The 26,706-nt window shown below is 36.2% G+C and carries 24 protein-coding genes and 1 riboswitch; of the genes, 10 read left to right on the top strand and 14 right to left on the bottom strand.

The window, feature by feature from the left end; all coding sequences use genetic code 11:
- Positions 1–38: 38 nt before the first annotated feature.
- Positions 39–911, bottom strand: a complete 873-nt coding sequence (locus J3U66_RS10410) for a shikimate dehydrogenase (protein WP_267348909.1) — start codon at positions 909–911, stop codon at positions 39–41.
- A 607-nt stretch (positions 912–1,518) separates the two neighbouring features.
- Between J3U66_RS10410 and J3U66_RS10405 the strand changes: the two genes are divergently transcribed.
- Complete coding sequence (locus tag J3U66_RS10405; RefSeq protein ID WP_267334117.1) at positions 1,519–2,862, top strand: Na+/H+ antiporter family protein; 1,344 nt, start codon at positions 1,519–1,521, stop codon at positions 2,860–2,862.
- A 37-nt stretch (positions 2,863–2,899) separates the two neighbouring features.
- Positions 2,900–4,189 carry a 16S rRNA (cytosine(967)-C(5))-methyltransferase RsmB gene (rsmB, locus tag J3U66_RS10400; RefSeq protein ID WP_267348908.1) on the top strand — a complete coding sequence of 430 codons (1,290 nt, stop codon included), beginning with the start codon at positions 2,900–2,902 and terminating at the stop codon, positions 4,187–4,189.
- Between the two features lie 112 nt (positions 4,190–4,301).
- On the opposite strand, the gene J3U66_RS10395 is transcribed toward rsmB, so the two are convergent.
- Positions 4,302–4,511, bottom strand: a complete 210-nt coding sequence (locus tag J3U66_RS10395) for a hypothetical protein (RefSeq protein ID WP_267348907.1) — start codon at positions 4,509–4,511, stop codon at positions 4,302–4,304.
- 483 nt (positions 4,512–4,994) lie between these two features.
- Complete coding sequence (locus J3U66_RS10390) at positions 4,995–5,531, bottom strand: NAD(P)H-dependent oxidoreductase (protein WP_267334120.1); 537 nt, start codon at positions 5,529–5,531, stop codon at positions 4,995–4,997.
- Positions 5,532–5,654: 123 nt separating this feature from the next.
- On the opposite strand from J3U66_RS10390, the gene J3U66_RS10385 reads away from it, so the two are divergent.
- From J3U66_RS10385 to radA, 3 genes are all read left to right on the top strand, one after another.
- Positions 5,655–5,996, top strand: coding sequence for a winged helix-turn-helix transcriptional regulator (locus tag J3U66_RS10385; protein WP_267348905.1), 342 nt, complete (start codon positions 5,655–5,657; stop codon positions 5,994–5,996).
- Positions 5,997–6,204: 208 nt separating this feature from the next.
- On the top strand, positions 6,205–7,179 hold the full coding sequence (gene serB, locus J3U66_RS10380; protein WP_267334121.1) for a phosphoserine phosphatase: 975 nt from the start codon (positions 6,205–6,207) through the stop codon (positions 7,177–7,179).
- A gap of 9 nt (positions 7,180–7,188) precedes the next feature.
- The gene (gene radA / locus J3U66_RS10375) at positions 7,189–8,565 is read left to right on the top strand and encodes a DNA repair protein RadA (RefSeq protein ID WP_267348903.1); all 1,377 of its coding nucleotides are present in this window, start codon (positions 7,189–7,191) and stop codon (positions 8,563–8,565) included.
- A 210-nt stretch (positions 8,566–8,775) separates the two neighbouring features.
- On the opposite strand, the gene ppnN is transcribed toward radA, so the two are convergent.
- Positions 8,776–10,152, bottom strand: a complete 1,377-nt coding sequence (ppnN, locus tag J3U66_RS10370; RefSeq protein ID WP_065634073.1) for a nucleotide 5'-monophosphate nucleosidase PpnN — start codon at positions 10,150–10,152, stop codon at positions 8,776–8,778.
- 207 nt (positions 10,153–10,359) lie between these two features.
- Between ppnN and J3U66_RS10365 the strand changes: the two genes are divergently transcribed.
- From J3U66_RS10365 to moaA, 3 genes are all read left to right on the top strand, one after another.
- A complete protein-coding gene (locus J3U66_RS10365; RefSeq protein ID WP_267348901.1) occupies positions 10,360–11,103 on the top strand; it encodes a hypothetical protein in 744 nt (247 codons plus the stop codon).
- Between the two features lie 5 nt (positions 11,104–11,108).
- On the top strand, positions 11,109–12,089 hold the full coding sequence (locus J3U66_RS10360; RefSeq protein ID WP_267344526.1) for a hypothetical protein: 981 nt from the start codon (positions 11,109–11,111) through the stop codon (positions 12,087–12,089).
- A gap of 103 nt (positions 12,090–12,192) precedes the next feature.
- Positions 12,193–12,317, top strand: a riboswitch (molybdenum cofactor riboswitch).
- A complete protein-coding gene (gene moaA, locus J3U66_RS10355) occupies positions 12,313–13,287 on the top strand; it encodes a GTP 3',8-cyclase MoaA (RefSeq protein WP_267348899.1) in 975 nt (324 codons plus the stop codon). (Overlaps the previous riboswitch by 5 nt.)
- Here the strand turns inward: moaA and gluQRS are convergent.
- The 3 genes from gluQRS to folK all read right to left on the bottom strand — a co-directional run bounded on the left by gluQRS (position 13,267) and on the right by folK (position 15,272).
- Positions 13,267–14,163: a tRNA glutamyl-Q(34) synthetase GluQRS gene (gluQRS, locus tag J3U66_RS10350; RefSeq protein WP_267334125.1), complete on the bottom strand. Its 897-nt coding sequence runs from the start codon at positions 14,161–14,163 to the stop codon at positions 13,267–13,269. The genes moaA and gluQRS overlap by 21 nt on opposite strands.
- A 32-nt stretch (positions 14,164–14,195) precedes the next feature.
- Positions 14,196–14,651 carry an RNA polymerase-binding protein DksA gene (gene dksA, locus J3U66_RS10345; RefSeq protein ID WP_065634076.1) on the bottom strand — a complete coding sequence of 152 codons (456 nt, stop codon included), beginning with the start codon at positions 14,649–14,651 and terminating at the stop codon, positions 14,196–14,198.
- A 135-nt stretch (positions 14,652–14,786) separates the two neighbouring features.
- Positions 14,787–15,272: a 2-amino-4-hydroxy-6-hydroxymethyldihydropteridine diphosphokinase gene (folK, locus tag J3U66_RS10340; RefSeq protein WP_267348897.1), complete on the bottom strand. Its 486-nt coding sequence runs from the start codon at positions 15,270–15,272 to the stop codon at positions 14,787–14,789.
- 206 nt (positions 15,273–15,478) lie between these two features.
- Between folK and J3U66_RS10335 the strand changes: the two genes are divergently transcribed.
- A complete protein-coding gene (locus J3U66_RS10335; RefSeq protein WP_267348895.1) occupies positions 15,479–16,858 on the top strand; it encodes an MmgE/PrpD family protein in 1,380 nt (459 codons plus the stop codon).
- Positions 16,859–16,911: 53 nt separating this feature from the next.
- On the opposite strand, the gene J3U66_RS10330 is transcribed toward J3U66_RS10335, so the two are convergent.
- The 7 genes from J3U66_RS10330 to syd form a co-directional block, all read right to left on the bottom strand.
- A complete protein-coding gene (locus J3U66_RS10330) occupies positions 16,912–17,664 on the bottom strand; it encodes an amino acid ABC transporter ATP-binding protein (RefSeq protein ID WP_267348893.1) in 753 nt (250 codons plus the stop codon).
- Positions 17,665–17,675: 11 nt separating this feature from the next.
- Positions 17,676–18,347, bottom strand: coding sequence for an amino acid ABC transporter permease (locus J3U66_RS10325; protein WP_267334129.1), 672 nt, complete (start codon positions 18,345–18,347; stop codon positions 17,676–17,678).
- Positions 18,344–19,129, bottom strand: coding sequence for an amino acid ABC transporter substrate-binding protein (locus J3U66_RS10320; protein WP_267334130.1), 786 nt, complete (start codon positions 19,127–19,129; stop codon positions 18,344–18,346). Before J3U66_RS10320 ends, J3U66_RS10325 begins: the two co-directional genes overlap by 4 nt.
- Positions 19,130–19,131: 2 nt before the next feature.
- A complete protein-coding gene (locus J3U66_RS10315) occupies positions 19,132–19,650 on the bottom strand; it encodes a GNAT family N-acetyltransferase (protein WP_267348891.1) in 519 nt (172 codons plus the stop codon).
- Complete coding sequence (gene purB / locus J3U66_RS10310) at positions 19,647–21,008, bottom strand: adenylosuccinate lyase (protein WP_267334132.1); 1,362 nt, start codon at positions 21,006–21,008, stop codon at positions 19,647–19,649. Before purB ends, J3U66_RS10315 begins: the two co-directional genes overlap by 4 nt.
- A gap of 335 nt (positions 21,009–21,343) precedes the next feature.
- Positions 21,344–22,519 carry an aromatic amino acid transaminase gene (locus J3U66_RS10305; RefSeq protein WP_267344534.1) on the bottom strand — a complete coding sequence of 392 codons (1,176 nt, stop codon included), beginning with the start codon at positions 22,517–22,519 and terminating at the stop codon, positions 21,344–21,346.
- A gap of 129 nt (positions 22,520–22,648) precedes the next feature.
- The gene (syd, locus tag J3U66_RS10300) at positions 22,649–23,182 is read right to left on the bottom strand and encodes a SecY-interacting protein (RefSeq protein ID WP_267344536.1); all 534 of its coding nucleotides are present in this window, start codon (positions 23,180–23,182) and stop codon (positions 22,649–22,651) included.
- Positions 23,183–23,924: 742 nt separating this feature from the next.
- On the opposite strand from syd, the gene rne reads away from it, so the two are divergent.
- Complete coding sequence (gene rne, locus J3U66_RS10295; RefSeq protein WP_267348889.1) at positions 23,925–26,642, top strand: ribonuclease E; 2,718 nt, start codon at positions 23,925–23,927, stop codon at positions 26,640–26,642.
- The last annotated feature ends 64 nt before the right edge of the window (positions 26,643–26,706 follow it).

Here is a 26,706-nt window from a genome sequence, read left to right as displayed (position 1 = left end):
TAGCTAGTAATTCAATCCAAAAAAAATCTTGCTATCTATTAATCATTAAATCCGATTTTCTCTTTTACATACTCAATGGGGGCATCTTCACCCGTCCAAATTTTTATTTGAGCAGCACCCTGCCATAACATCATGCCAATACCATTTAAGGTTTTACAACCTTGCTTTTCAGCAATTTCTAATAATTTGGTTTTGCGAGGGCTATAAATACAATCAGTGACGACAAGCTCAGGCCTTAGTAGAGTAGGGTCGGTTATTAAACTCTGTCCTTCTAGTGGTTTCATGCCAACCCCAGTCGCATTACATAGTACGGCACTATCAGCTATTGCTTTACGTAATTGCGTTTCATTGGCAAGATCAAAAACCTGAACTTTACACTTGGTGTTTTCATTCAATTTTTTAGCAACAGTTTCAATTTTAGCATAGCAATCATCTTTTTGATTGAAGATAGCAATCTCATTTACTCCGTCGAGCGCTGCTTGAACCACAATTGCTGTTGCTGCACCACCTGCTCCAAGTATTGTCATTTTTTTGCCAATAACATCAACCCCAGCTTCTTTGAGCATGCGCATATAACCAATACCATCTGTGTTATAACCGGTCAATACACCATTATCATTAGAGATAGTATTACAAGCGCCACTCATTTCAACAGCAGGAGTCAACTTATCCAAATAGTTACAAACCAATTGTTTATTTGGCATAGATACAGCGCTACCACGTAATCCTAGTGCACGAAGCCCTTTTATAGCATCGGCTAGCTTTTCTTGATCGACTTCAAAAGCTAAATAGACATAAGGAATATCCAATTTAGAATAAATGGTATTTTGCATTTGAGGGGATAAGCTGTGACGAATAGGATATGCCATTAAACCAATCAGTAAAAAATGACCGTCTATATTACTTCTCATTAGCAACACTCCATAACAAACTTTTGTAGATCGCAGAACTTAATTTTTAAATAGAGTAAGTAATCAATTCTATTACCTAGGTTTTTATTTTATACAATTAAAACTGCATTAAACACCATTATAACTGGATTGAGTGACAATGATAAGAAAGTTATTCTATAACACATTGAATAATCGGTATCTTATTGTGTGCTAATAACCAATTTAATGTGTTGTACTTTATATTGAAAAGTTAATTTATATAAATGATAAATTTTATGAAATTATTGCGCTGAGCTTATACCGATTATTTTATCGCTTAGCCATTATTGTCGAATCTCAACAATCATTTATAGTCGATTCTGTAACGTGTCGAATGTTATCAATAATTGTATAAGTTTGATAACTGATGCTTAAAATCAAAGAGTTAAATTAACCAAATTGAAAAAAATCGTTGATTAATTAAGCTAGTCTTTTTAAGTTAAGCCTATCATAAATCGTTAAAACTAAGCGCAAATCTACATTGCTACTGTTAAATCTGCTAATTAGTGAGTGTACACTATCAATTGCACTTTCAGTATCGATCACCTAAAATGCTAAGCTTTCCTGATTAACCGAAAATCTTTTTATGAATATAGTGCTTGATTTGTTTTCGTCCATAAATGCAGTTGTTGTCGCGGTAGTTTGCATGTTAATTTTATCGCTCTGCCGTGTTCATGTCGTAATTAGTTTAATTATTGGGGCATTTATAGGTGGGCTATTTAGTCATTTATCATTAAAAGAAACCATTGATGCCTTTAATACCGGTATTAGTAATGGTGCTAATATTGCCCTATCTTATGCCATGCTTGGTGCCTTTGCGGTTGCAATATCAAAATCAGGCTTACCAGAGTTATTGGCCGATAAAGCTATTGAGCAGCTGACATCAAGCAGCGCGAAAACCCGAATTAAATGGTTATTAATCATTATTATTGCATTAGTGAGTATTTCCTCACAAAATGTTATTCCTATTCATATTGCCTTTATACCACTTTTAATTCCACCGCTTTTATATGTTATGTCACGTTTGCAATTAGATAGACGAATGATTGCTTGTATTATGACATTTGGTCTTATCACACCTTATATGTTTTTACCCGTAGGTTTTGGCAACATCTTTTTAAATCAGATTTTATTAAAAAATATTATCTCATCAGGTATGGATGTGAGCCATGTCAACGTCATGCATGCTATGGCAATACCTGCTCTAGGTATGTTTATCGGTTTATTATGGGCGATTTTTGTCAGTTACCGAAAACCTCGTGAATATAAAATTATTCGCCAAGAGACCAATTTATCCGCGTTAAATAATCTGAATAAGCGTTCACTTTTTGTTTCACTTTTAGCAATAGTGCTATCGTTTAGTATCCAACTTTATACTGGCTCAATGATTCTAGGCGCCTTAATTGGTTTTATTTGTTTTATTGTATCAGGCACAATTAAATGGGGCGAAGCCGACGGTGTTTTTACTGATGGTATAAAAATGATGGCAATGATTGGTTTTGTGATGATTTCTGCACAAGGTTTTGCCGAAGTTTTAAAACAAACTCACGAAATTGAGCCTTTAGTTATTAATAGTGCAGCTTTATTTGCTGGCAACAAAGTGATAGCCTCATTTATGATGATGTTAGTAGGATTAGTGATTACATTAGGTATTGGCTCTTCATTCTCAACTGTGCCAATTATTGCTGCTATCTATGTACCACTTTGTGTTCAACTTGGTTTTTCACCGATTGCAACAGTCTGTTTAATTGGTGCATCAGGCGCTATTGGCGATGCTGGTTCTCCTCCATCTGATACTATCTTAGCAACCTCAGCTGGGCTTAATAGTGACGGGCAGCACGACCATATTCGTGATAGTGTTATTCCAACTTTCACCCATTTTAATATCCCCTTATTTATTGCGGGTTGGGTGGGTTCATTAATTTTATAATAAGTCGCTCTCTAATTGAGCAAGGTTATTCTCTTGTATGAATAAAAAATTATACCCTAACATTCGTGCAGTTTGTGCACAGGTCATTTTCAATGTATTGGAAGGTGGGCAATCACTCAATACAGCGTTAACTGCTGAACATGATAAAATAGCTGATAAAGATCGTAGTTTAGTTCAAGAGATTTGTTTTGGGGTAATGCGAGTATTACCTGAGCTCAATTTTTATATTCATCATCTCATGGCTAAAGTCATGACTGGCAAAAATAGCGTTTTGCATTATCTATTATTCGTCGGGATTTACCAGATTCTTTATACCCGTATTCCTGAACATGCCGCAGTTGGTGAAACGGTCAATGCGGTTAATGTTTTAAAAAAATCGTCACTAAAGGGTTTGATTAATGGTGTATTACGTGAATTTTTACGCCAACAAGCCTCGTTACAACAAACTTTTAGTCAAAGCAGCAAAGAGCAAACAAGCCGAACATTACACCCAAGTTGGTTAGTTAATCGCCTTAAGCAAGCTTATCCTGATAAATGGCAAGCAATTATTGCTGCTAATAATCAAAAACCACCTATGTGGTTGCGTGTTAATCAAAATCACTATTGTGTAGCTGATTACCAGCAACGATTAGCTGACATAAACATTGAATCACAAGTTTATCCATCAATGCCAAGTGCATTACAGATAATTACACCGGTTAATGTGAACAAATTACCTTCTTTTGAAGACGGTGCGGTAACGGTACAGGATTTATCTGCCCAATATGCCGCTTACTTATTGGCACCTCAAAATGGTGAACAGATATTAGATATGTGCGCAGCACCAGGCGGTAAAACTACGCATATTTTAGAAATAGCGCCACAAGCTCACCTATTGGCTGTTGATGTTGATGCTAATCGAGCAAAACGTATTGAACAAAATTTGCAACGTTTAAAACAGCACGCCGAAGTCAAAGTAGGTGATGGTTTAACCCCTGAAAAATGGTGTAAAGGACGAATTTTTGATCGCATTTTGCTTGATGCACCTTGTTCGGCAACAGGGGTGATTCGGCGACATCCTGATATCAAGTGGTTACGTCGTGATAGCGATATTGCTCAATTAGTTGCGTTACAGTACGCTATTTTAACTCAAATTTGGCCCTATTTGAAAATAGGGGGAACCTTAGTCTATGCTACTTGTTCAATCTTACCAGATGAAAACAGTGCACAGATCACGCGTTTTCTTAATGAATATCGTGATGCCCAATTAAAAGGTGAAATTAAACAACTACTACCAAGTGAGCATGGCGGCGACGGCTTCTTCTACGCGGTATTGCAGAAAATTTAACGCTTAAAGGTGAGCGCTGTTTTTTGCTCATAGATAGGGTCTTTAGAGTTTATGATAAGAAATAAAGCTTTTTATGACTTATTATGCTCAACTGAGCATAGTGATTTATTTCCTATTTTATTGACGAGAAAGGCTTTATCTTATTGGTTAATTTTTTGAGAAGATAAAAAATTACAATCGCACACAAAAATGGCACACCCAAAATTACCCACAACCCAGCAGGATCAAATTCACCGTCAGCTAAAGCAATACCCGTATAATTAAGAAAATCATCAATCACGTAAGCAAGCTTTTCGAGCAAACGAAATGTTGGTTTTGACAAAAAAACCACTGCTTGACAGATAAGGTAGATCACTATGAATACGAGAATCGAAGGTAAGCGTTTTTTAGGTTGGTTTGATGTTATCATATTGATATTATTCGTATGTAAATTTTGCATCATTTAAAACAATTAAACTCAACTCACCATTTAATAATAACGACGAGATCAAAGTGTTAATTGTGCTAAACGTTAATTTTAACAGATGTGAACCGTTTAGCAAGGTGATGGTAGATGATTGTTTTTTCTATTTTTAAAAAGGATTTTTTGCTTTTAGATATAGCAAATTGTGATCGTTATTTCTATTGGGATTTTTTTAGTAAAAATACCTGAGTAAAAGAATTTTGAGCTAAATAACAAGGCAAGGTTAAACTATTTTTATTAATCAAATTGGGATTGATAGTTTTTGTAGTATTAATTAAATCAAACTGATTAACGCATCAAATAGGATGATATATATTATTAATACATATCATCCTTTACCGATTAGCTGTATTTTTTTATTCTTTGAGCTAACTGTTTTGAATGTTCTAAGGCATTTGCTTTTATTTCACTTTCACCTTTCATAATTGGAGAAACACCATAGAGTAATGCCGGTGGAAGATATTCCATTTGTGTGTAGCGTGCTGAAACCTTAACCGATTCAAGTAAATTTTTGATTAAATCGGCGCTATATTCTTGAAAATTTTGCTCAGCTTGCCCAATTGTTAAACTTGGTAATAACTTTTTACCTTTTAATTTATCGCCTTGTGAGCCATAAGCAAATTGGTAGGTTAATACCTGATCAAACCATATTTTAAGTATTGCTGGCATGTTAAACCAATACATAGGGTATTGTAGAACGATAAGATCATGCCTCAGTAAAGCGGCTTGTTCCTCTTGTACATTGATTTTGTAATCTGGATAAAGTTGGTGAATATTACGAATTTCTAAATCCGTAATCTGTTTTTGCAATGATTCTATAATGGTTTTGTTTGCAATAGATTGTTCAATATTGGGATGACCTAAAATAATTAATGCCATGATGATTCCTTTTGGATTTATACTATAAAAATATGAGTGACTATTATTAGTTTATGCCTTAATAGGTTTATGGCAATATCTATCAAATTAGATAGTTATAAACTTAAAGCGTTAGGTAGTTAAATGGAATTAGACAAGCAAAGCACTGTAAAAACGTATAACAATAAAACGTATAATTGCCCTATCAGTTTAGCGATGGATTTAGTTGGTGGAAAATGGAAAGGGGTGATACTTCATTATTTACTTTCTGGCGAAAAACGCTTTAGTGAATTAAAAACCATCATCCCAGAAATTACCGATATGACATTAAGTCTTCAACTTAAAAAGCTTGAAGAGGATGGCTTAATTACTCGCACTGTTTTTGGGGATAAACCGCCATTAAAAGTGTTATATAGATTGACCCCACAGGGTGAACGGATACGTCCTGCATTAGAACAACTTTGCTTGTGGGCATTAACGCTATGACATCTTATAATGATATGGGTAAGTATTAAAATGGTTTTGATAAATTGAAATTCAACCAAATACAATTATCAAACTTAAAAAGGTAAAGACACTTTGACGAATTTAATTTATGTTTAGATACTGAATATAAAACACCTTACCCATTTGGACAATCTTTTTTAGATATGATAAATTCTGGCTTCGTTTCACGTTATAAAGATTTTCTGATATGGCTTACACACTTACCTACAATGATTTACCTGAAAATATTCAATCTTGGCAAGGTTTACCGCTATCTTTGAATGGATGCGAAGTGGTACCCCTTGACTATAATGCGGGTAAAACAGGTTGGATTATTTATGGCAAAAAATTAAATAAAACTGTTTTATCAAAATTCCAAAACCAACTTGCTATGCCCATGGTAATTGTGTCATCGTGGAAAATTAAAACATATCAGATCGTTAGAATTGCGGGAGTTATGCCTAAAAAGGCTAAATCCATTTCATTGGCTTTAAATATTGATGTTGCGCCCATTGATAATTTGCCATCATTACATTCACCGGGACTACTTGTTATGGATATGGATTCGACCGCAATTGGTATTGAATGCATTGATGAGCTGGCTAAATTACAGGGGGTTGGTGAACAAGTGGCTGCTGTGACGGAACAAGCCATGCGTGGCGAACTTGACTTTGCTACAAGTTTACGTAAAAGAGTAGCAACACTTAAAGGTGCCCAGCAAACTATTTTGCAACAGGTGAAAGACACGTTACCTCTTACGCCAGGCTTATCTTATTTAGTGAGAGAATTACATAAAAAAAATTGGCATGTTGCAATCGCTTCAGGTGGCTTTACCTATTTTGCTGATCATCTAAAACAAAAGTTAAAGTTAGTTGATGCTTATGCCAATGAGTTAGAAATTAAAAACGGTAAATTAACCGGTAAGGTTATCGGGCCGATTGTTGATGCAAAATACAAAGCCAGAACCTTACAGCATTTAGCGACATCACTAGATATTCCAATAGAGCAAACTGTTGCTATCGGTGATGGTGCTAATGATTTAATGATGCTACGTATAGCGGGTCTTGGTGTAGCTTATCATGGAAAACCCAAAGTGGTGGAAAAAGCACGGATTAGCATTAATTATGCGGATTTAACCGGATTGTGGTGTATTTTATCAACCAGTTTATTAAGTGAAGGTTAGGAGAAGAGTTTGGCAAAAACAGTAAAGCGTGCTTATGTCTGTAATGATTGTGGTGCTGACTATCCTCGTTGGCAAGGTCAATGTAGCGCTTGTCATGCATGGAATACTATTACGGAAGTTAGATTAGCCAGCACTTCATCACGTAATGATCGATTATCCGGTTATGCCGGTGGTGCAGGACAAACTAAAATCCAAAAATTATCTGAAATTAGTTTGGAAGCGCTACCAAGATTTTCAACTGGATTTTCTGAATTTGACCGCGTACTTGGTGGTGGAGTTGTCCCTGGCAGCGCTATTTTAATTGGTGGTAATCCCGGAGCAGGCAAAAGTACATTATTACTGCAAACCATGAGCAAGCTTTCTACGCTAATGAACACGCTGTATGTAACTGGTGAAGAATCATTGCAACAAGTTGCTATGCGTGCACATCGATTAGGATTACCCACCGATAACATCAATATGCTGTCTGAAACCAGCATTGAACAAATTTGTTTACTGGCAGAACAGTCACAACCTAAATTAATGGTTATTGACTCTATTCAAGTTATGCATCTTGCTGATATTCAATCTTCACCCGGTAGCGTTGCCCAAGTGCGTGAAACCGCTGCTTATTTGACTCGTTTTGCCAAAACCAAAGGTATTGCCATTATTATGGTTGGTCATGTGACTAAAGATGGATCACTAGCTGGACCAAAAGTGCTTGAGCACTGTATCGACTGCTCAGTTTTATTAGATGGTGATGCCGATTCTCGCTTTAGAACACTACGTAGTCATAAAAATCGTTTTGGTGCGGTCAACGAGTTAGGTGTATTTGCCATGACAGAACAGGGTCTGAAAGAGGTGAGTAACCCATCAGCAATCTTTTTAAGTCGCGGTGATGAAATGTTACCCGGTAGCTCTGTTATGGTGCTATGGGAAGGAACAAGACCTTTATTGGTTGAAATTCAAGCCCTTGTTGATCACTCAATTTATGGTAATCCAAGACGAGTTACTGTAGGGCTAGAGCAAAACCGATTAGCACTATTACTTGCTGTTTTACATCGTCATGGTGGGTTACAAATGGCTGATCAGGATATTTTTGTTAACGTTGTTGGCGGGGTAAAAGTCACTGAAACTAGCGCCGATTTAGCATTAATTGCTGCATTGGTATCGAGTTTTCGTAATCGCCCATTACCACAAGATGTGGTGATTTTTGGCGAGATTGGCTTAGGCGGCGAAATACGCCCAGTACCGAGTGGACAAGAACGAATTGCTGAAGCTGCAAAACATGGTTTTAAAAAAGCGATTGTACCTTTTGCCAATATGCCTAAAAAGAAGCCTGAAAATATGCAAGTTTTTGGCGTCAAAAAAGTCTCAGAAGCGTTAGATATTTTAAATGATTTTTGACCTTTTGGATAATTAAAATAACGGTTTACCGACATCTTAATTAGATAAAAATCCAGAGTTGTTGGTAGATTTGTTGATTACAAATAAAGTCATTATTGAACTAATTTATCAGTCACTTTAACACTAACAACTAATCCCTAGTTGTGATGATTACTCTTTTTAAATGTTAAAGTGACCTACAAATTATGTTTTTTTATTTTATTGGCTCAGTTAATAACAGATTTCGTAACAAGGTTTATAAGCAGTACCACCAGGTAACTTCATGCGGTCTTGTTTAACAAAACTACGCAGTAAATTATCAAGTTGTGTCATGATCTCTTTATCGCCTTGCAATTTATAGGGACCATGCTCGGCAATCTGTTTCATACCAAACTCTTTTACATTACCTGCAACAATACCAGAAAACGCTCGGCGCAAATCAGCAGCTAATAATTCAACTGGCTGATCTTTATGTAAATTGAGCGAAGCCATGTTTTCGTGTATTGGCTCAAATGGGTGTTGTAGCGATTCATCTATTTTTAATAGCCAGTTAAAGCCGTAAGCATCGCCAGTAGCTAAACGCGAAGCTTTCACTTGTTTTACCCCTTCTTTCATTATACGAGCAACTTGTTCTGGCGAATCAATGACAATTTGATAAAGTTTAGTTGCTTCATCACCTAAGGTATTGCGAATAAAACTATCAATCGCAGCAAAGTAGTCTTCGCACTCTTTGGGACCGGTTAAAATAAGAGGGAGTGCTTGATGTTTATTTTCTGGATTGAGCATAATACCTAAAATATAAAGCAATTCTTCAGCGGTGCCAGGCCCACCTGGAAAAATAATAATACCGTGAGCAATACGTACAAAGGCTTCGAGTCGTTTTTCGATATCCGGCATAATAATGAGTTCGTTAACTAACGCATTTGGTGGTTCTGCCGCGATAATTGATGGTTCGGTTAGACCGATAAAACGGCTGTCTTTATAACGTTGTTGAGCATGGCCAACAGCAGCCCCTTTCATTGGCGCTTCCATAATGCCAGGTCCACAGCCAGTGCAAATATTAAGTTCACGCAAGCCAAGTTGCATTCCTACTTGTCTGGCATAGTAATATTCACTTTCGTTAATTGAATGGCCCCCCCAACAAACAACCAAATTGGGCTCTTCGCCGACATGTAATGCGTTAGCATTACGTAAAATAGAGAAAACCAGATTGGTGATATAAAATGAGTGATCTCTATCCAATTTAACATTAGACACTAATTGTTTAACGGCACTGATTTGGCTATTTAAAAAGAGAATATCGCGCAGTACAGCAAAAAGATTGGCTTGAATAGAGCGAATCATTCGTTTATCGACAAAAGCACTTTCGGGCGCATCAATCAACTCTAATTTCACCCCGCGTTCTTTACTAATTACATTAATTTCGAACGATTTAAATCTATCTAATAACTCTTTGGTACTATCGGTTTTACTACCCGCATTAAGGGTCGCTAAAGAACAATTTCTAAATAATTGATAAAGCTCACTATTAGCAGATTTTTTTAACATATCAACTTCAGCTTGCGCAAGCAAATCCATTGATCCTAACGGGCTAATATGGGTAATCATTACCACCTCCATTTGACGGTTTTATCGACAAAAAATCATTATATATTCAACCAGAACTTTTAATAAGTAAAGTTAAGAATAATATAATATTCTAATAAATTGATATATCCTAAAAGGTATAAGTAATATTGATATAAATTAGATTTTTATACTATGATGATTAAATTATCAATTACATAGATTAAGCCATAAGGAAATGTGACAATTATGAAAAAAGATTTTTGTTTACTTAAAGGCACTGTAAGTAAATTGAGAAAGGGAGAAATTGATGAAAAAGGATTGATACTCGCTTCATCTATATTCGCCTTTTTTTGCTATTTATTTAATTGGCGTCCGTTTTTAAAAGGAAAATACTTTAATTGTTATGTTGGCAGTCATCAAGTTGAAGGGCGACTTAAACAAGTCGGTTTTAATGATGGTGATTATGTTGAAATGCTTGTAAAACCAACGCGGGATGATGATGTTTATGAATGTTATGCAGTTCGAATTCCCGAGCAACATGCGTTAATTTTTCCTAGTTTTATGGAGGAAACTGCATTTGAATGCGTGAAAGTAAACTTTATTTTGTTGACATTTTTTGTTGTTATAATCTGCATTATGGTCTCAATCATCGGCATTTTTTGTGGTGAATCATTAGATTATTATCTTAATGTTTTCAAATTTAGTTTTTATGGTTTGATTATTTCAACAGTTTTCTTTTTTTATGCTGCCGGTGGCGGATACACATTTTTTTGTAATCAGATTTTAACCTGTTTTGGTTATTCTGAGGCTTGGAAGCATAGTGTTAATAAAGAAACAGAACGCTTTAAAAAATTACATCGTGCTGGTGCTTCTGAACTATTTAATGATCCACAAACACCTCAGTTTAAAAAATTACAACAGTTCAAAGGTGGATACAATTACTATTGCACAACACCGATATTACCCAATTGGCTTAAAATTATTGATTAGTAACCATGGATAAATTAGATAAAAAAGGCACTGATATGCAATCGAGTTTAACAACAAATAGTGAATGTTTTCAAATAATCACCGGTCATATAACCAATCTTGAGGTATACGATACAGTAGAGAGTTTTACTCATGCTCGGAAATTAGCTGGTTGTTCTGACCTTAATCTATACATGATTGGACATTTAAGCTTAGTTTTTACGGCAAATAAACGATTAGCTATGTACGCTACAAGAAATGAATTAGATTGCCCGACCTCCGATATTGAACAATATTTTCGTTTTAAATTAGGCGATAATATAATTGAAGGGGTATGTTGTCGAGTAGCTTTTGCTGAAGGTGACTATGTTGAAGTTGTCGTTGATCAAATTGCAGGTGGGACTTATTTTGCCTATGCGCTACGTCGCCCCATTGATCATCTACTATGGTTACATCCTTATGCCACAGAGGGAACAGAAGCGAAACTTAATGAACCTAGCATTCATACACCGCTAATTGTAAAGGTAATTGGACTAATAGCTATTTTAAGCGGCATTTTTGGCGTGATACAAGCCTATTTAAAAAGTTCATGGGTGCCGTTGTTACTCGTTTTTTTTGGTGCAATGTTACTTATTCCTTTAAAAATATTTTATGGCTTAAAAAAGGAAATAAATGCAGGGTCTGCTATAGCAGACAGGATTTTTACCACTTTAGGTTATAACAATCCTAAACAGTTTGATATCGAAAAAGAGCATTATCTTTTCTTTAATAAATTAGAGCAGTTAAGTCAAGATTATTTGGTAGCATATCAAGGTCCTTTAACCGAGGGTGAAGATATTGTGCAAGAATTTATTGATCAATATAAAAATCAACAATCAGCTGACGATACTGAAATTGATAAATTAGTTAAGCACTACCTAAAACTTCATAAAGATGGTATGCGGTGGGTTTATCTTTATCGTCATGCTCCATCTATTCCAAATTACATTACAGTTATCAATACCTAAAATGGCAATGACTAGCACGAATCAATAATTTGAGTACTAAATTGTTATTTATTATGTTGATATTGATTAATTGTTCATAGTCAAAAAATCGAGTCTATGCTAGACTAAAACAAACTCTGAAGCTATTTTACCTAAGTGAATTTTTTGTTTCATATGGTAACTTAGCCGCGGTATAGCGCAGAAATGGCTATGCTTCCCGATTTGGATAAGGTGTTTGTTATATATGCAATTAATGGATAATTATCAGCGTCGATTTCAGTATCTACGCTTGTCGATTACCGAACTGTGTAATTTTCAGTGTCAATACTGTTTACCCAATGGTTATCGCCCGAATAAAGATCATCACTTCTTAACGCTCAATGAGATCGATAATATTGTATCGACCTTTACTGAACTTGGTGTGCATAAAATTCGTTTAACTGGTGGAGAGCCGACCTTACGTCGAGATTTTATCGATATTTTATCAATGATCGCTTCTTATCCTAGTGTTCGCGATGTGGCGGTGACAACTAATGGTTCGCGTTTATTAAAAAATGTTCATCATTGGCATCAAGCTGGACTGAGTTCGATTAATATTAGTATTGATAGTTTTTCACCCCATTTATTTAAATTAATTACAGGCCAAGATAAACTTAAAGAACTATTGCAAGGGGTGGAAAAATCATTAGAAGTAGGTATTAAAAAAGTTAAAATTAATACTGTATTAATGAAAAATATGAATGATAAATTGAGCGATTATTTAGCTTGGATAAAACAGCGTCCGATAGAGTTACGTTTTATTGAACTTATGGAAACCGGTGAAAGCCAAGACCTTTTTAATCGTTATCATTTAGCGGGTCACTCCATTGAATTACAGCTCATTGAACAAGGTTGGCAGTTACAGCCTAAACAAGCTTTATCTGGACCGGCTAAAGTTTATTTTCATCCTCAATACTTGGGTAAAATTGGTTTGATTATGCCTTATTCAAAAGATTTTTGTAAAAGTTGTAATCGCTTAAGGGTCTCTTCAATCGGTAAACTGCATTATTGTTTATTTGGTGATGCCGCAGTAGATTTGCGTGATTTGCTCACTAGTTCTGAACAAAAAGCACAATTAAAAGCACGAATTTTAGCCTCACTAATGATAAAACCTGAAAAACATCTATTGCACCAACATAAAGTTGGTATTACGCCGAATTTATCCTACATTGGTGGATAATGGCTTATTTTGTTTCGGTATTAATGCGAGATTCCAATGGCTGATTGCCCAATCAAGTAGCTGTTGCTGAGTTGCATCTTGCCAATCAAGCGGTAAAGGTTGACCTAAAAATTGTAATGCTTGCGCAGTGATTGATTGAGTATTGCTAAGTTCAATGGCTTTAGCGTGATTTTGTTTAGATAATTTATTGCCATTATTATCCAGCACTAAAGGCAGGTGGCAGTAGCTGGGAACGTTAAAACCAAAAAGCTGATAAAGTGATATTTGTTTACCGGTAACGGGCAATAAATCTGCGCCGCGGACAATTTCGGTGATGCCTTGTTGATGGTCATCGAGTACCACTACTAAATTATAAGCAAATAAACCATCTTTGCGATGAATAATAAAATCTTCATTCGCATTTATTGCTGCAATTTTTTGTAAACCTAGAATTTTATCCGTGAACTCAAAAATAGGGTGATTTTGCTTTAAACGTATCGCATATGGTTGATCATCCTTTAGCGTTAAGTGTTGTTGGCGGCAAAAACCATCATAAAATCCGTTAGGCAATAACTGTATTCGTTGTCTTGTGCAATTACAATAGTAGGCTTGTTGGTTTTGTAGTAACTGGTTTAATGCAGCTCGGTAGCGTTCACTGCATGCGGACTGATAAAGGACGTGGTCATCCCAATATAAGTTGAGTGCGTCTAACGTTTTTAATATTAAGGATGATGCACCTTTTACTTCTCTTGGCGGATCGATATCTTCAATTCGAACGAGCCACTTACCATGCTTTGATTTTGCTTGTAAATAGCTACCTAAGGCGGTCACCAACGAACCAAAATGTAAAGGTCCGGATGGTGACGGTGCAAAGCGACCAATATAGCGCTTAGACATAGTTGTTAAATAGTGAGTTTTAACAAATAGGTTTACATACCCATCTGTTTTTCGCGAAGTTCAGCAAGTGTTTTACAATCGATGCATAAATCAGCCGTAGGTCTTGCCTCTAAGCGACGAATGCCAATTTCTACGCCACAAGACTCACAATAACCAAAATCATCGGTTTCGATTTTCTTTAATGTTTTCTCAATTTTCTTGATCAGTTTTCGTTCTCTATCACGAGCACGTAATTCCAGGCTAAATTCTTCTTCTTGAGTTGCTCGGTCAGCTGGATCTGGAAAATTTGCAGCTTCATCTTGCATGTGTGAAACAGTTTTTCCCATTTCACCTTGTAATTGAGCAAGCCACGCTTCTAAGATGAGTTTGAAATGCTTCAATTGCTTAGGATTCATATACTCCTCGTCTTTGGCCTCTTTATAAGGCTCAAGTCCCGCAATTGAAAGCAGGCTTAGAGAAGATGTATTTACTTTTTGTTCCTTTTTCACAGCAATCCCCTTAAGTACAGATTATTTGCAAGCGGTAAACTATAGCAATAAATTAGCCGTTGGCAAATTTTTTTTAATTTTTTTTTGCTTAAATCGAAATAAAATGTGACAACTCTATGTTATTAATCGAAATAATCAATTATCCCACTTTTTTAATCCATTTTCGGGGCATTTCTTGACTAAGTCATACAAGTTATCGTTATCAGGTAAGACTAAGTCTGGAGCGATATCAAATAAGGGATAAAGAACAAATTCTCTTTTTTTCATATGGTAATGTGGAATGGTTAATCGTTCAGTGTTCATGATTAACTCATCATATAACAAAATATCAAGATCTAACGTTCTTGCTCCCCAACGATTTTCTTTGCGAACGCGCCCTTGTGATTGTTCAATCGATTGTAACTGATCCAATAATTCAATGGGCGATAAGGACGTTGATAGCTTAATTACGGCATTAAGATAATCATTTTGATCCTGAGGACCTAGCGGTTTACTCCGGTAAAAAGGTGAAACATCGATAACATGAGTCTTGGGTAATTGTTTTAAAGCTGTAATAGCCTGTTTTGCTTGCGCAAGGGGATCTTGTAAATTACTTCCTAAGGCAATATAACAAATTGACATAATAAAACTTGCTAGTTTCTGATATGGATAACTCAAAGGTGATTTAGTTTAACATATAAAATTTTACTCAAGAAAGCCTATATCAATGCAACTGTATAATCTAATGATTTTTAGTTATAAAAATATAATTTTATAATCTTTAATTTATTACTGGTTATCGGTTATTTTAATGAGTAAGTAAATCAAACCGTTTTAATGAGCAGCGAATGAATTTAGGCAAACAGTTGAGTTGTTTAATAAAAAATACACCGCTAATCACTGATCCTCACACAATTGAATGTGCGATTAATGGTGTGATTGATTATTTTGCATGTAGTTTACAAGCACGTGATGATAGTGATGCACAAAAGCTCTTGGCGTGGATAGCGGATGAAGGTGGGCATGCCCGATCTTGGCTGGTTGGGCAAAAAAAATTGGCAACAGCACGCCAGGCTGCCTTATTTAATGGCTATCAAGCGCACTGCTTAGATTATGATGATGTGCATGCTGATGTGCGAGGACATCCTTCGGCTGTTATTTTATCAGCACTGTTTGCCAGTATTCGATTAGACAACCGAAACGCGATTGATCTGAATGGACACCGGTTTTTAACCGCGTATATTATTGGTGTTGAAGTCATGGCTTTATTAGGTAAAAGCGTCAATCCACAGCATTATGAAAAAGGTTGGCATACAACTATTACGCTCGGGGCAATGGCAGCAACGGCAGCAATTTGTTATTTGTATGATAAGCCTTTTTTATCTCAAGCATTAGCATTAGCGGCAACTCAAGCGTCAGGAATGCGCTTACTCATGGGCACACCGATTAAATTTTTACATGCAGGATTAGCGGCTCAACAGGCGATCCAGTCTATTGCATGGTTAAGTATTGGGATATCGGCTGATAAAGATTTTCTCGATGACAAATTAGGGTTTCTAGCGGTTTATGGGCAAGGTAATGGTAATTTTAGATTAAATCAATGGGGCAAAAGTTGGAAGATCGCTAACCCTGGATTATGGTTTAAGACTTATTCTTACTGTTCTGCAGCTGCATATATAGCTGATGCGGGACAATTACTGTTTCAGCATCCACAATTTAATTGTCATGATATATCTCATATCACAATTTTCTTTGCACCACCGAACAGTGATGCCGCGCTAATTTATTCATCACCAACCCTAGCGGAACAGGGGCGATTTTCTGCTGAATATATTTTAGCGTTAACGCTATTGGGGATCCCACTTGATTTTGAACAATTTTCCTCAAATCCTATACCAAAGAATATCCATAAATTGATGCAAAAAATGCAACGTACCTATCAAACTCAAGATAGCTGTCAGATAGATGTTACCGCACAACCAGGCGCTTATACTGGACGCTATGTTGTGGTAGAGATTCATTTTAATTCTGGAAATACAATTTGTCAGCGGATTGATAGCCCTAAAGGTTCCCCAAACAATCCCTATACCAAGCTTGAGATGCAGTTAAAATTAAAAAAAGCAGTAGGGAACGAACAAAAAGCCGATAATTTAGTGAAAGATATCTATCAATTGGCTACAGGACTAAGCGTTGACCAATTTGTTAAACGACATTGGTTAACGCTTTAACCCTTTAAGCGATAGAATGATTTCTGACTTTTATTCAATGAACAAGGTATTCACTAAATTTCGAAATTAATATCGTCGCTTAATTGGCGCAAAAAGCGTTGCGTGAGGGCATGTTGTGGATTATCGATAACAGATTTAGCTACACCTTCTTCTATAATGATACCATTTGCCATAAAAATGATACGATCAGCGACATATTTGGCGAATTCCATTTCGTGCGTGACAATGATCATGGTAATGTTTTCTTTAGCAAGTTGTAACATGACTTGTAATACTTCGTGTACCCGCTCAGGATCGAGCGCTGATGTAGGTTCATCGAATAATAGTACATTGGGCCTCACCGCTAATGCACGAGCAATGGCAACCCGCTGTTGTTGACCTCCGGATAAAGTACTTGGGTACTGATTTGCATATTCGAGCATGCCTACATGGGTTAATAGTGATATGCCAAGCTCTTTAGCCTGATTTTTATTCATTTTTTTACCCACTTTAAGTGGATAGGTAATATTTTCTAACGCTGTTTTATTTTTAAATAAATTATAGTGTTGAAATACCATGGAAGATTGTTTACGTAAATTGCTTTCATCTTTATGGCTGTACTGATTACAATTAAGAACAACCTCACCGATACGAATTGTACCTGTATTGGGTTTTTCCAGTAAATTTAAACAACGTAATAATGTTGATTTTCCTGAACCAGAAGGACCAATAATAGCGACAACTTCGCCTTGTTTTACCTGCAAGTTAATATCTTTTAGCACTTCATTATCAGCAAACCGTTTAGATAAATGAGATACAGAAATCATTCCTTTGCTCCTTAACGATGATAGGGCTTGGTGAGTTTACGTTCTAACTGTTTTTGTATCCAAGAATAAGCAACAACAGTTAGCCAATAGACAATACCCACCGCTAAGTAGGTTTCAAAATAAAGAAAAGAGTTTGCCGTTAACATCTTCCCTGCGGCAAGTAATTCTTGCACACCAACAAAAAAAGCCACGGATGAATCTTTAAGTAAAGAGATAAACATATTACCAGTATTTGGCAGAGCGTTGACCATAGCTTGTGGCAATATTATGCCTCGATAAACTTGAAAGATACTTAAACCTGATGTAAGTCCTGCCTCTTTTTGACCAATATCGACTGATGTTAATCCTGCCCGAAAAATTTCGGCTAAATACGCTGAATATTTTAGGCTAAAGCAGATAATGGCCGCTGTAGTTGCGCCCATCTGTTTTAATGCAGGAAAAATTTGGGGTAAGCCATAATAGATAATAAATAGTAAAACAACTGAAGGGATCCCTCGAAATAGCGAAATAAACAGCGAAAAAATCGAATCGACAATAACAATGTTATTGTTTCTTACTAGTGCGATAGCGAGTCCTAAAACAATGGCGAAAATAATCGATACGATAGAAATAAAGAGTGTTACTGGCAAATAAGGTAAAATCTGCGGGAACACACCTAAAAAATAGTCTATGTTAAAATTCATGAGGTAATATCTTCGCCAAAATATTTAATTGATAGATTTTTCAATGTTCCATTTGCACGTAATTTTTCTAAAGCTTGATTGAATTTTTCACGTAGTGCTTTACCTTTTTCATCTTTACTAAATGGGAACGCTACTTGTTCGATAGTTATTGGTTCACCGACTAATTTAAACGGTAAATTTTTTCGTTTAATTTCAGCAAGTAAAATTGGTTTAGAATTTACATAACCGTCAACACGCTGATATTCAGTGTCATACATTGCGCCGTCTCTTGTTTCGTAAGTTTTAATTGTGACTTCATTATTTGGGAATGCTTTTTTCAAATTGTTAATGTGATTTGAACCCAGCACGCCAGCAATAGTTTTACCCTTAAAATCAGAAAGAGTATTAATGGTTTGATTATCTTTATGTGTAACTATTTGGCTACCATAAAAGCTGTAAGCATTGGAAAAATCGTATTTGGCTTGACGGGCCGGCGTTATTGCAACAGCATTGGCAATGGTATCTAATCGCCCTGAATCGAACTGCCCCATTAAGCCACCGAATTCAGCAATGACCCATTCAACTTGATAGCCTAACTCGTTAGCAATCGCTTGTGTCACTTCCACATCAAAACCAATTAACTTGCCGTCTTGTTTGAAGCCATTTGGATAGCTTTGTCCTGTCGAGCCAACTTTAATGACCTTTTGTTCTGTTGCTTGATTGGTCGCTTTATCATCACAACCAACTAGTAACGTCAAGCTTGCAAATAATACGGCCGATACTATCGTTTTTATTGTTCTCATCGTTAATTACTCCTTGATTTCCATTGAGTATAATTTTTATGATTAAGTATTTTTTCAAAATAAAGTGTAGTGTGATCTGGTGTTAAGTCAGCTTGACCAATCGGACGATAACCTTTATTGATATAAATTTGTGCTAACCAAGGATGATTTTGTGCAGTACCTAATGTAGCCGCAGGTAATTTTAATTGATTGATTAAAATTTGATTTTCTACCCAGTCCCATAATGCATTGCCATAGCCTTGACCTTTATATTGGGGATTGGTTGCAAACCAGCCTAAATGGGGTAAGCCATAAGGTCCAGGATTATTACCCCAAGGAAAGCGAATACTCAACGTTGATACTAATTCGCTATCTTTTTCAGTAACATACACCGCATTCGATTCAATGTGATTGGCAATGGTAAATCGGTCAACAGTCGCAGCGGCAAAATGAATGCCTAATTGACTGACTGCCTGATAGGCATTGTGTAATAACGTTTGATAAGCAGGAATATCATCATAAGTCATCAAGCGAAAAATCATATTAACACTCCGCTTTTATCCGCATAATCAATCACTTGCTGGACTTTTTCGGATGCTGATCCTAAGTAATTAATTGGATTTAACCAGTTTTCAAGCTCAGTATCGGTAAATTCTTGGTTCAAGTTGGGATCTTCTAATAATACCGCTTTAAAGGGGCGATGCTGTTCAAAAGCCTTCATTGCATTTTGATAAACTAAATGATGTGCTGTCTGTTTACCTAACCGTTTACCGATTTCAAACATGACCTTCTCTGACAGTAATAAGCCATTTTGTAATGACAAATTGGTGAGCATTTGTTCGGCATTGACTTTTAAACCTTTCAAAACAGCTAATGCTGTTTGTAATTGTGCAGAAATATAAAGGTTAATTTCAGGCAGGGCGATCCACTCAGCTCGCCAGCTCATGGCGTCACGTTCATGTTCAACTTTCATCGATTCATGAATTAGCGCCACACTTTTTAATAATGGCGCCGTTAAGCTGGCAAGACCTTCTAGTGCTGCTGGATTGCGTTTATGTGGCATGGTCGTTGAGCCAATTTTTCCGTCTGAAAAAGGCTCTTCTACCTCATTAATTTCAGTACGCATTAAATTATAAAATTCATTACCAATTTTACCGAGTGTGCCGCTGATTAAGGCGATGACTGATGCGTATTCTGAAAACCGATCACGAGCTGCTTGCCAGCCAATATTCGGAGTATTAAGACCGAGTAAGGTTAATGCCTGCTGTTCAATTTTCGGCCCTAGCTCACCCATTGATGCATAGGTACAAATTGCGCCACTGATATTACCGACCAGTACTCGTTGTTTAATTTCATTTAACCGTTGTAAGTGGCGAACAAACTCATCTAACCAAACTGCAAGCTTAAAGCCAAACGTTGTTGGAAGTGCTTGCATACCATGAGTACGCCCAACCATCGGTAAATATTGATATTGTTTGGCTAACCGTTTGAGTTCATTCGCGATCAGTTTGGTATCACGCTCAATTATTGCAAATGATTGTTTTAGTTGTAAAACTGTCGCCGTATCAACAATATCTTGGGTCGTTGCGCCATAATGAATAAATTGACCTGCTTCGCCGACTTGTTTTTGCAGTGCATTGATAGTTGACATTAAGGAGTGTTTGGCTTTAGCGGCCTCATCGGCTATTTGTTCAATAGATAGTTGAGAAGCATCGGCTTTTTCAATAATTGCATCAGCAACCTCGCGTGGTATCACACCCAGTTCACCTTGTGCTTGCGCCAGGGCGACTTCAACTTGTACTTGTTTTTCTAAACGATGTTGTTCTGACCAAATGGCGCGCATTTCACTCGTGCCAAAATTATTACCTAAAATCAAAAAATCTATAACGTGTGATGCCACTAAATCACCCTCAATAATTATTCTCTACTCTGTTTAATAATTATTCATAATAATTCGATCATCGTCTAATAATCAGTTTGTCTATTGTTATAACTAAAAGGAATATCGTGTTATGTGTTGTAGTAGAGAAGATATTTTAAGAAGCAATATTGTGAATAATGGCACGATAATTATGGATGGATGTTATACAATGCCTTAAAAGGTCAGAAAGTAGTGCTATCAAGCCGCTATATTTTCAGTAATATGGTGCAGTTGCTAAAAAATCGGTAGGTGATACTAATTTTATCTTATGAAAGATTGAATTAATTCACCCCAATTTTATAGCAAAATAAATTTTATAAAACCTCTACAATTGATTCACACAGTCTTGACATGTTATCTAACGTCATGCCTGCAACGTTAATTCGTCCTGAATTGACAATATAAATGCCATAATCGTTACGCAATTTTAGTACTTGTTCTTCACTTAAACCACTAAATGAGAACATACCATTTTGTTTAGCGATGAAACTAAAATCTTGGTTAGCGCCTTTTTCTTGTAAGGTTTTGACAAATAATTGACGCATACGGTGAATACGTTGTCGCATATTGGTTAATTCATCTATCCATTCTTCTTTTAATTCATCATTGTTTAAAATATAAGAAACGATTTTTGCACCATGCGCAGGTGGATTTGAGTAATTTGCTCGAATAATGGTTTTGACTTGGCTAAAAGCGCGATCGGCAATTTCACTATCGGCAGCAATTAAGGTAAATGCGCCAACGCGTTCGTTATACAGGCCAAAGTTTTTTGAATAAGAACTAGCAATCAGTAGTTCTGGTTGACTTTCGACAAACAACTTTAATCCGTAAACATCTTCTTCAATGCCTTGACCAAAACCTTGATAAGCCAGATCAAAAAGCGGTAACCAACCATTTTTTAAGGCTAAATCGGCAATGGCTTGCCATTGTTCTGTGGTCGGATCAATGCCTGTCGGATTATGGCAACAACCATGAAATAGCACAGCTTCACCAGCTGCAACTAGACTTAAATCACTCATCATTGCATCAAAATTAAGTTCATGGTTTTGTGGGTCATAGTAATGATATTCACGCACTTCAAGCCCTGCTGTTTGGAATACACTGCGATGATTTGGCCAAGATGGATTACTGACCCAAACTCGTTTTACTTTAGTTCGGCGTGCTAAAAAGTCGGCCATAATTCGTAATGCACCCGTTCCACCCGGCGCTTGCGCGGTTCTTGCACGTTCATTTTCACGACCAAACAGAAGTTTTTGAGTTGCTACGTTAAAAGCATTGACACCATCAATAGGTAAATAACTTTTGGTCGTTTCATCAGTTAATAAAAAGTGTTCTGCTTTTTTTACACTTTCTAAAATAGGTGTTTTAGTTGTTTCATCTTTGTAAACACCAACGCTAAGATTAATTTTGTTAGTGCGTTCATCTTTATTATAAAGATCTGCTAATCCTAAAATGGGATCGGCGGGAGCTGCTGTTAAATTTTCAAACATAATTCACCTATCTGATCTAATGACTTTCAATGCATTATATACACATTATTTTGTAAGATACAATTTCGATAATAGTTAATTTTGTCTATTATCTATATAATTAATGCGTTATTGGTATACAATTATTGTTTAACAAGTAACAATTAATTTATTTAAAAAAGCGGTTAAATCCTGACTTAACGTTGTCAATTCTCCACTAATCAAATCCTCTTTGACGACTTCCCCTGTTAAATTATTTATTGCAATAATTTCGGTACTGTCATTGGTTGACGCAATAAAAATAGTGGGGATCCTTTTTAATTTTTTTTGTTGGGTTAGATGCGCAATTAAATTTTGTTCCAGATTCGAAAAATCATCATCATTCCAAGCTTGTATTAAGAGTAATTCAATATTGTCAAAGATTGCACTCATATTGCCAGCATATTGGCTACCATAAAAAAGATGAGCACTTGGGTGTAATTTAAGACCAACGACTTGTTCAATAATCATTAGATTTTTCGGTGGCTGTAATAAAAAAGGTTGCCAATAAACCGATAAATTTTGGGTTTTTATGATACAAGGAGAGGGCAGAGCGTGGAGTTCGTCATTGTGCGGCGCGCCATCAAATTGATGTATCCAACGTGAAGTAAATTCGACTAATGCATTTTTTTCACAATTATTCATAAAGTAAGGTGTTCTCTTTAACCATTGTTTGACAGTCATTATACTCAATCGATTTAGATATGCACTAAGCGAGTGAGCTTTGATTCTCGATTTTGTGTTATCAATCACAGAATAAAAAAACTGTAAAAATATTTCAGGTTATTATGATGTTTTAGTATAAAGTATATTGGGAATAAGCTTAGTTTTTGACTATTGACTCAACAGTATTTATAAGGCATTTAAAATAACTTGCTAACTATCTATAAAATTTGAAGTTTAATTTACTTGCTATCCTTTGCTGAAACGTTAATAATAAGACAGGATTTTTTATCCTTGTAATGCAGCAATGGCGTTAGACATTACAATTTATCAAAAATAAAATAGCGTAAGTAGAATCATTATAATTAAATAATATGTTTATTTTAAACAATCACATAAAGATTTAGTTTGTTAGCCAAGGTCGATAACCTCACTGCGGTTTGCAAATTAACCAAAGTAATAATATCGATGAATTATATGTTTAGGAATAGTTCAAAAAGTATGCAAGATTTTTGAATTCTAATGATGCCTAAAATTTTGTATAGATATTGTGTAACAGATATTGGATTCACATAAAATAATAACAAAAATAACACAACTAAAATAATGAATACCGTATCAAAATATTTAGTTAAGTACCATTAATGATCATTGTGAAAATAAGCACTTATTAATAGTAAGGTTCTACCTACAATTAATTAAGATTAATTAAGAGTGTAGAATAATGAAAAGAATGCTAATCAACGCAACCCAGCAAGAAGAGCTGCGTGTTGCTCTTGTTGATGGCCAACGCTTATATGATTTAGATATCGAAAGTCTTGGGCATGAGCAAAAAAAGGCCAATATTTATAAAGGCAAAATTACTAAAATTAATCCAAGTTTGGAAGCGGCTTTTGTTTCTTATGGTGGTGAACGTGATGGATTTTTACCCCTAAAAGAGATTGCTGATAGCTATTTCCCCTCTAATGTGACTGGTCGTCGAAGTATTAAAAATTTACAAGAAGGCCAAGAAGTTTTAATTCAAATCGAAAAAGAAATTCGTGGCAAAAAAGGTGCAGCGCTTACCACTTACATTAGTTTAGCGGGAAGTTATTTAGTTTTAATGCCAAACGATCCTCGTGCAGGTGGGGTTTCACGACGAATAGAGGGTGAAGAGCGAGCCGATTTAAAACGGATTATTGATGCGATTGAAAAACCTAAAGGTATGGGCGTTATTGCTAGAACTGCTGGTGTAGGTAAAAGCCAAGAAGAGTTACAGCAAGATTTAGATGCATTAGTTAACTATTGGACAGCGATCCAAAACGAATCGAAAAATCATCCAGCGCCGAGCCTAATTCATAAAGAAAGTGATATTATTACTCGGGCATTTCGTGATTATTTGCGTGATGATGTGGGCGATATCTTAATTGATAACCCTAAAGTGCTTGAAATTGCTAAAAAACGGCTTGTTGATTTAGGGCGAGTAGAATATGTTAGCCGATTAAAACTTTATGATGGTGATGTGCCGTTATTTAATCATTTCCAAATCGAAGGACAAATTGAATCAGCATTCCAGCGAGAAGTTCGCTTACCTTCTGGTGGTTCGATTGTTATTGATGCAACCGAAGCTTTAACCGCGATAGATATTAACTCAGCCAAATCAATCCGTGGTAGTGATATTGAAGAAACCGCGTTTAATACTAACCTTGAAGCCGCAGAGGAAATCGCCCGTCAGTTACGTTTGCGCGATTTAGGTGGGTTAATTGTTATCGATTTTATTGATATGACCCCAATTCGTAACCAACGCGAAGTTGAAAATCGTTTAAAAGAAGCGATGAAAACTGACCGTGCAAGGATTCAAACCACTCGTATTTCGCGCTTTGGTTTACTTGAAATGTCACGTCAACGTTTAAGTCCTTCATTACGAGAAGCCACGCATCATATCTGTCCTCGCTGTCAAGGGACGGGTACGGTTCGTGATAATAATTCATTATCACTTTCTATCTTGCGATTAATCCAAGAAGAGGCAATGAAGGATAATACTGTTCAGATTGATGTAATTGTTCCTGTTCCTATTGCCAGTTATTTACTTAATGAAAAACGTCGCGCCATCACTAATATTGAAAGAATGCACCCAGATGTGAAAATTGTCATAGCAGGTGATGAAGAGATGGAAACGCCACTTTATAAAGTGATTCGTAAACGAAGTGGCGAAGAGACTGATGTACTAAGTTATAATCTGCCTAAATTGATCCGTGAACTTGAAGAAGAGGAAGAAGATCAGGCAACGGAAGTGGTTGTTGAACAAGCGGTCTTATCAGGTCCTAAAGTCGAAGCTAGTACCATTACAAAAGTTAAGGTTGAAACTAAAAAAGCTGAAAATTCAGGAAGCTTTTTCGGTGGGTTATTCGGTAAGATACGCCAATTATTTGCAGGTGAAAAAGAAAAACCACAGCCAGAAGTCAAACCTCAACCGGCCAAACGACGCGATAATCAGCGTTCAAATAACAGGCGTCAACGTAATAATCGTCAAAATAATACCGTCAATAACGCCAATAATGAGTTAGTGACAACGCCATCTTCTTCTGAAGCTGTAGTAAAAGAAGCGAGTAATAAAACTAATCATCGTCGAAGTAAACAAAATAGTCATGCAAATTCGGCAACTACTGTTAATGCAACGAAAGCAGATAAAGTGGCGAACGAAACAGCACCAAGTAAGCCAAAAGAGGTTAAACCAAGACGACAACAGCGCACATTAACCAAAAGCGTTCGCGTGAAAAATGTTGAGACAATTACTCAACATCAAATTGAAAGCGGAACAACAAATGAAAGAGTGATTATTCCAACTTTATTGTTGCCAGTTATTGCCGCTGAACCAACGGATAATAATGTTATTGCTGATGTACAACCTAAACGCCAACGACGTACATCAAGGCATTTACGTATGAACGGTCAACGTAATAAGCGACGAGTTAAAAATACTGAACTTAAGCAGTCACCAATGCCGTTGCCATTTGCTGCGGCATCATTAGAATTAGCTTTAGGACGCGTATCGATTGATTATAGTCAATTGACTCAGGATGAACCTAATGCTGCTGTGGCAGTGATACCTTCATTATTATTGCCGATTATTATTAAAGAAGATCAAGTAGCAAGTGATGGTGCAGTGGTTAATGATACGGTGTCAGTATCGAATCAACCTGAAGGTAATTTGCAGTTTGATTTTAATGATATCGAACAAAATACCAATGAGAGTAAATTGGATAATACAATTACGCATTCAACCGGCTACTCTTCGTCAGTGATGACAAAAGCCCCTGCACCTGATTATGTGATATCGGAAACGGGTATAAAATCACGTCAAGAAGCGGATTATCAATATCAAGGAAAAGGTAATGCTGGCGGTTTAAGTGCGCAAGATCATGCTTATGCCGCAGCAAGTAAACCGGTTATACCTGATTAATCAATCAACTAAATAAAACACGGTAATAGCTACTACCGTGTTTTATTTATACTAGCGATAAAGA

It is taken from the genome of Gilliamella sp. B2969, from assembly GCF_026536195.1.
Classification (GTDB): Bacteria; Pseudomonadota; Gammaproteobacteria; order Enterobacterales; family Orbaceae; genus Gilliamella.
Note: the sequence above shows the minus strand (reverse complement) of the source record. Positions and strands in the feature narration are given on the sequence as shown.

Coding starts and splice junctions, on each gene's coding strand:
- J3U66_RS10410 (WP_267348909.1), bottom strand. CDS start 911: ATGAGAAGTAATATAGACGGTCATTTTTTACTGATTGGTTTAATGGCA.
- J3U66_RS10405 (WP_267334117.1), top strand. CDS start 1,519: ATGAATATAGTGCTTGATTTGTTTTCGTCCATAAATGCAGTTGTTGTC.
- rsmB (WP_267348908.1), top strand. CDS start 2,900: ATGAATAAAAAATTATACCCTAACATTCGTGCAGTTTGTGCACAGGTC.
- J3U66_RS10390 (WP_267334120.1), bottom strand. CDS start 5,531: ATGGCATTAATTATTTTAGGTCATCCCAATATTGAACAATCTATTGCA.
- J3U66_RS10385 (WP_267348905.1), top strand. CDS start 5,655: ATGGAATTAGACAAGCAAAGCACTGTAAAAACGTATAACAATAAAACG.
- serB (WP_267334121.1), top strand. CDS start 6,205: ATGGCTTACACACTTACCTACAATGATTTACCTGAAAATATTCAATCT.
- ppnN (WP_065634073.1), bottom strand. CDS start 10,152: ATGATTACCCATATTAGCCCGTTAGGATCAATGGATTTGCTTGCGCAA.
- J3U66_RS10365 (WP_267348901.1), top strand. CDS start 10,360: ATGAAAAAAGATTTTTGTTTACTTAAAGGCACTGTAAGTAAATTGAGA.
- J3U66_RS10360 (WP_267344526.1), top strand. CDS start 11,109: ATGGATAAATTAGATAAAAAAGGCACTGATATGCAATCGAGTTTAACA.
- moaA (WP_267348899.1), top strand. CDS start 12,313: ATGCAATTAATGGATAATTATCAGCGTCGATTTCAGTATCTACGCTTG.
- gluQRS (WP_267334125.1), bottom strand. CDS start 14,163: ATGTCTAAGCGCTATATTGGTCGCTTTGCACCGTCACCATCCGGACCT.
- folK (WP_267348897.1), bottom strand. CDS start 15,272: ATGTCAATTTGTTATATTGCCTTAGGAAGTAATTTACAAGATCCCCTT.
- J3U66_RS10335 (WP_267348895.1), top strand. CDS start 15,479: ATGAATTTAGGCAAACAGTTGAGTTGTTTAATAAAAAATACACCGCTA.
- J3U66_RS10330 (WP_267348893.1), bottom strand. CDS start 17,664: ATGATTTCTGTATCTCATTTATCTAAACGGTTTGCTGATAATGAAGTG.
- J3U66_RS10325 (WP_267334129.1), bottom strand. CDS start 18,347: ATGAATTTTAACATAGACTATTTTTTAGGTGTGTTCCCGCAGATTTTA.
- J3U66_RS10320 (WP_267334130.1), bottom strand. CDS start 19,129: ATGAGAACAATAAAAACGATAGTATCGGCCGTATTATTTGCAAGCTTG.
- J3U66_RS10315 (WP_267348891.1), bottom strand. CDS start 19,650: ATGATTTTTCGCTTGATGACTTATGATGATATTCCTGCTTATCAAACG.
- J3U66_RS10305 (WP_267344534.1), bottom strand. CDS start 22,519: ATGTTTGAAAATTTAACAGCAGCTCCCGCCGATCCCATTTTAGGATTA.
- syd (WP_267344536.1), bottom strand. CDS start 23,182: ATGAATAATTGTGAAAAAAATGCATTAGTCGAATTTACTTCACGTTGG.
- rne (WP_267348889.1), top strand. CDS start 23,925: ATGAAAAGAATGCTAATCAACGCAACCCAGCAAGAAGAGCTGCGTGTT.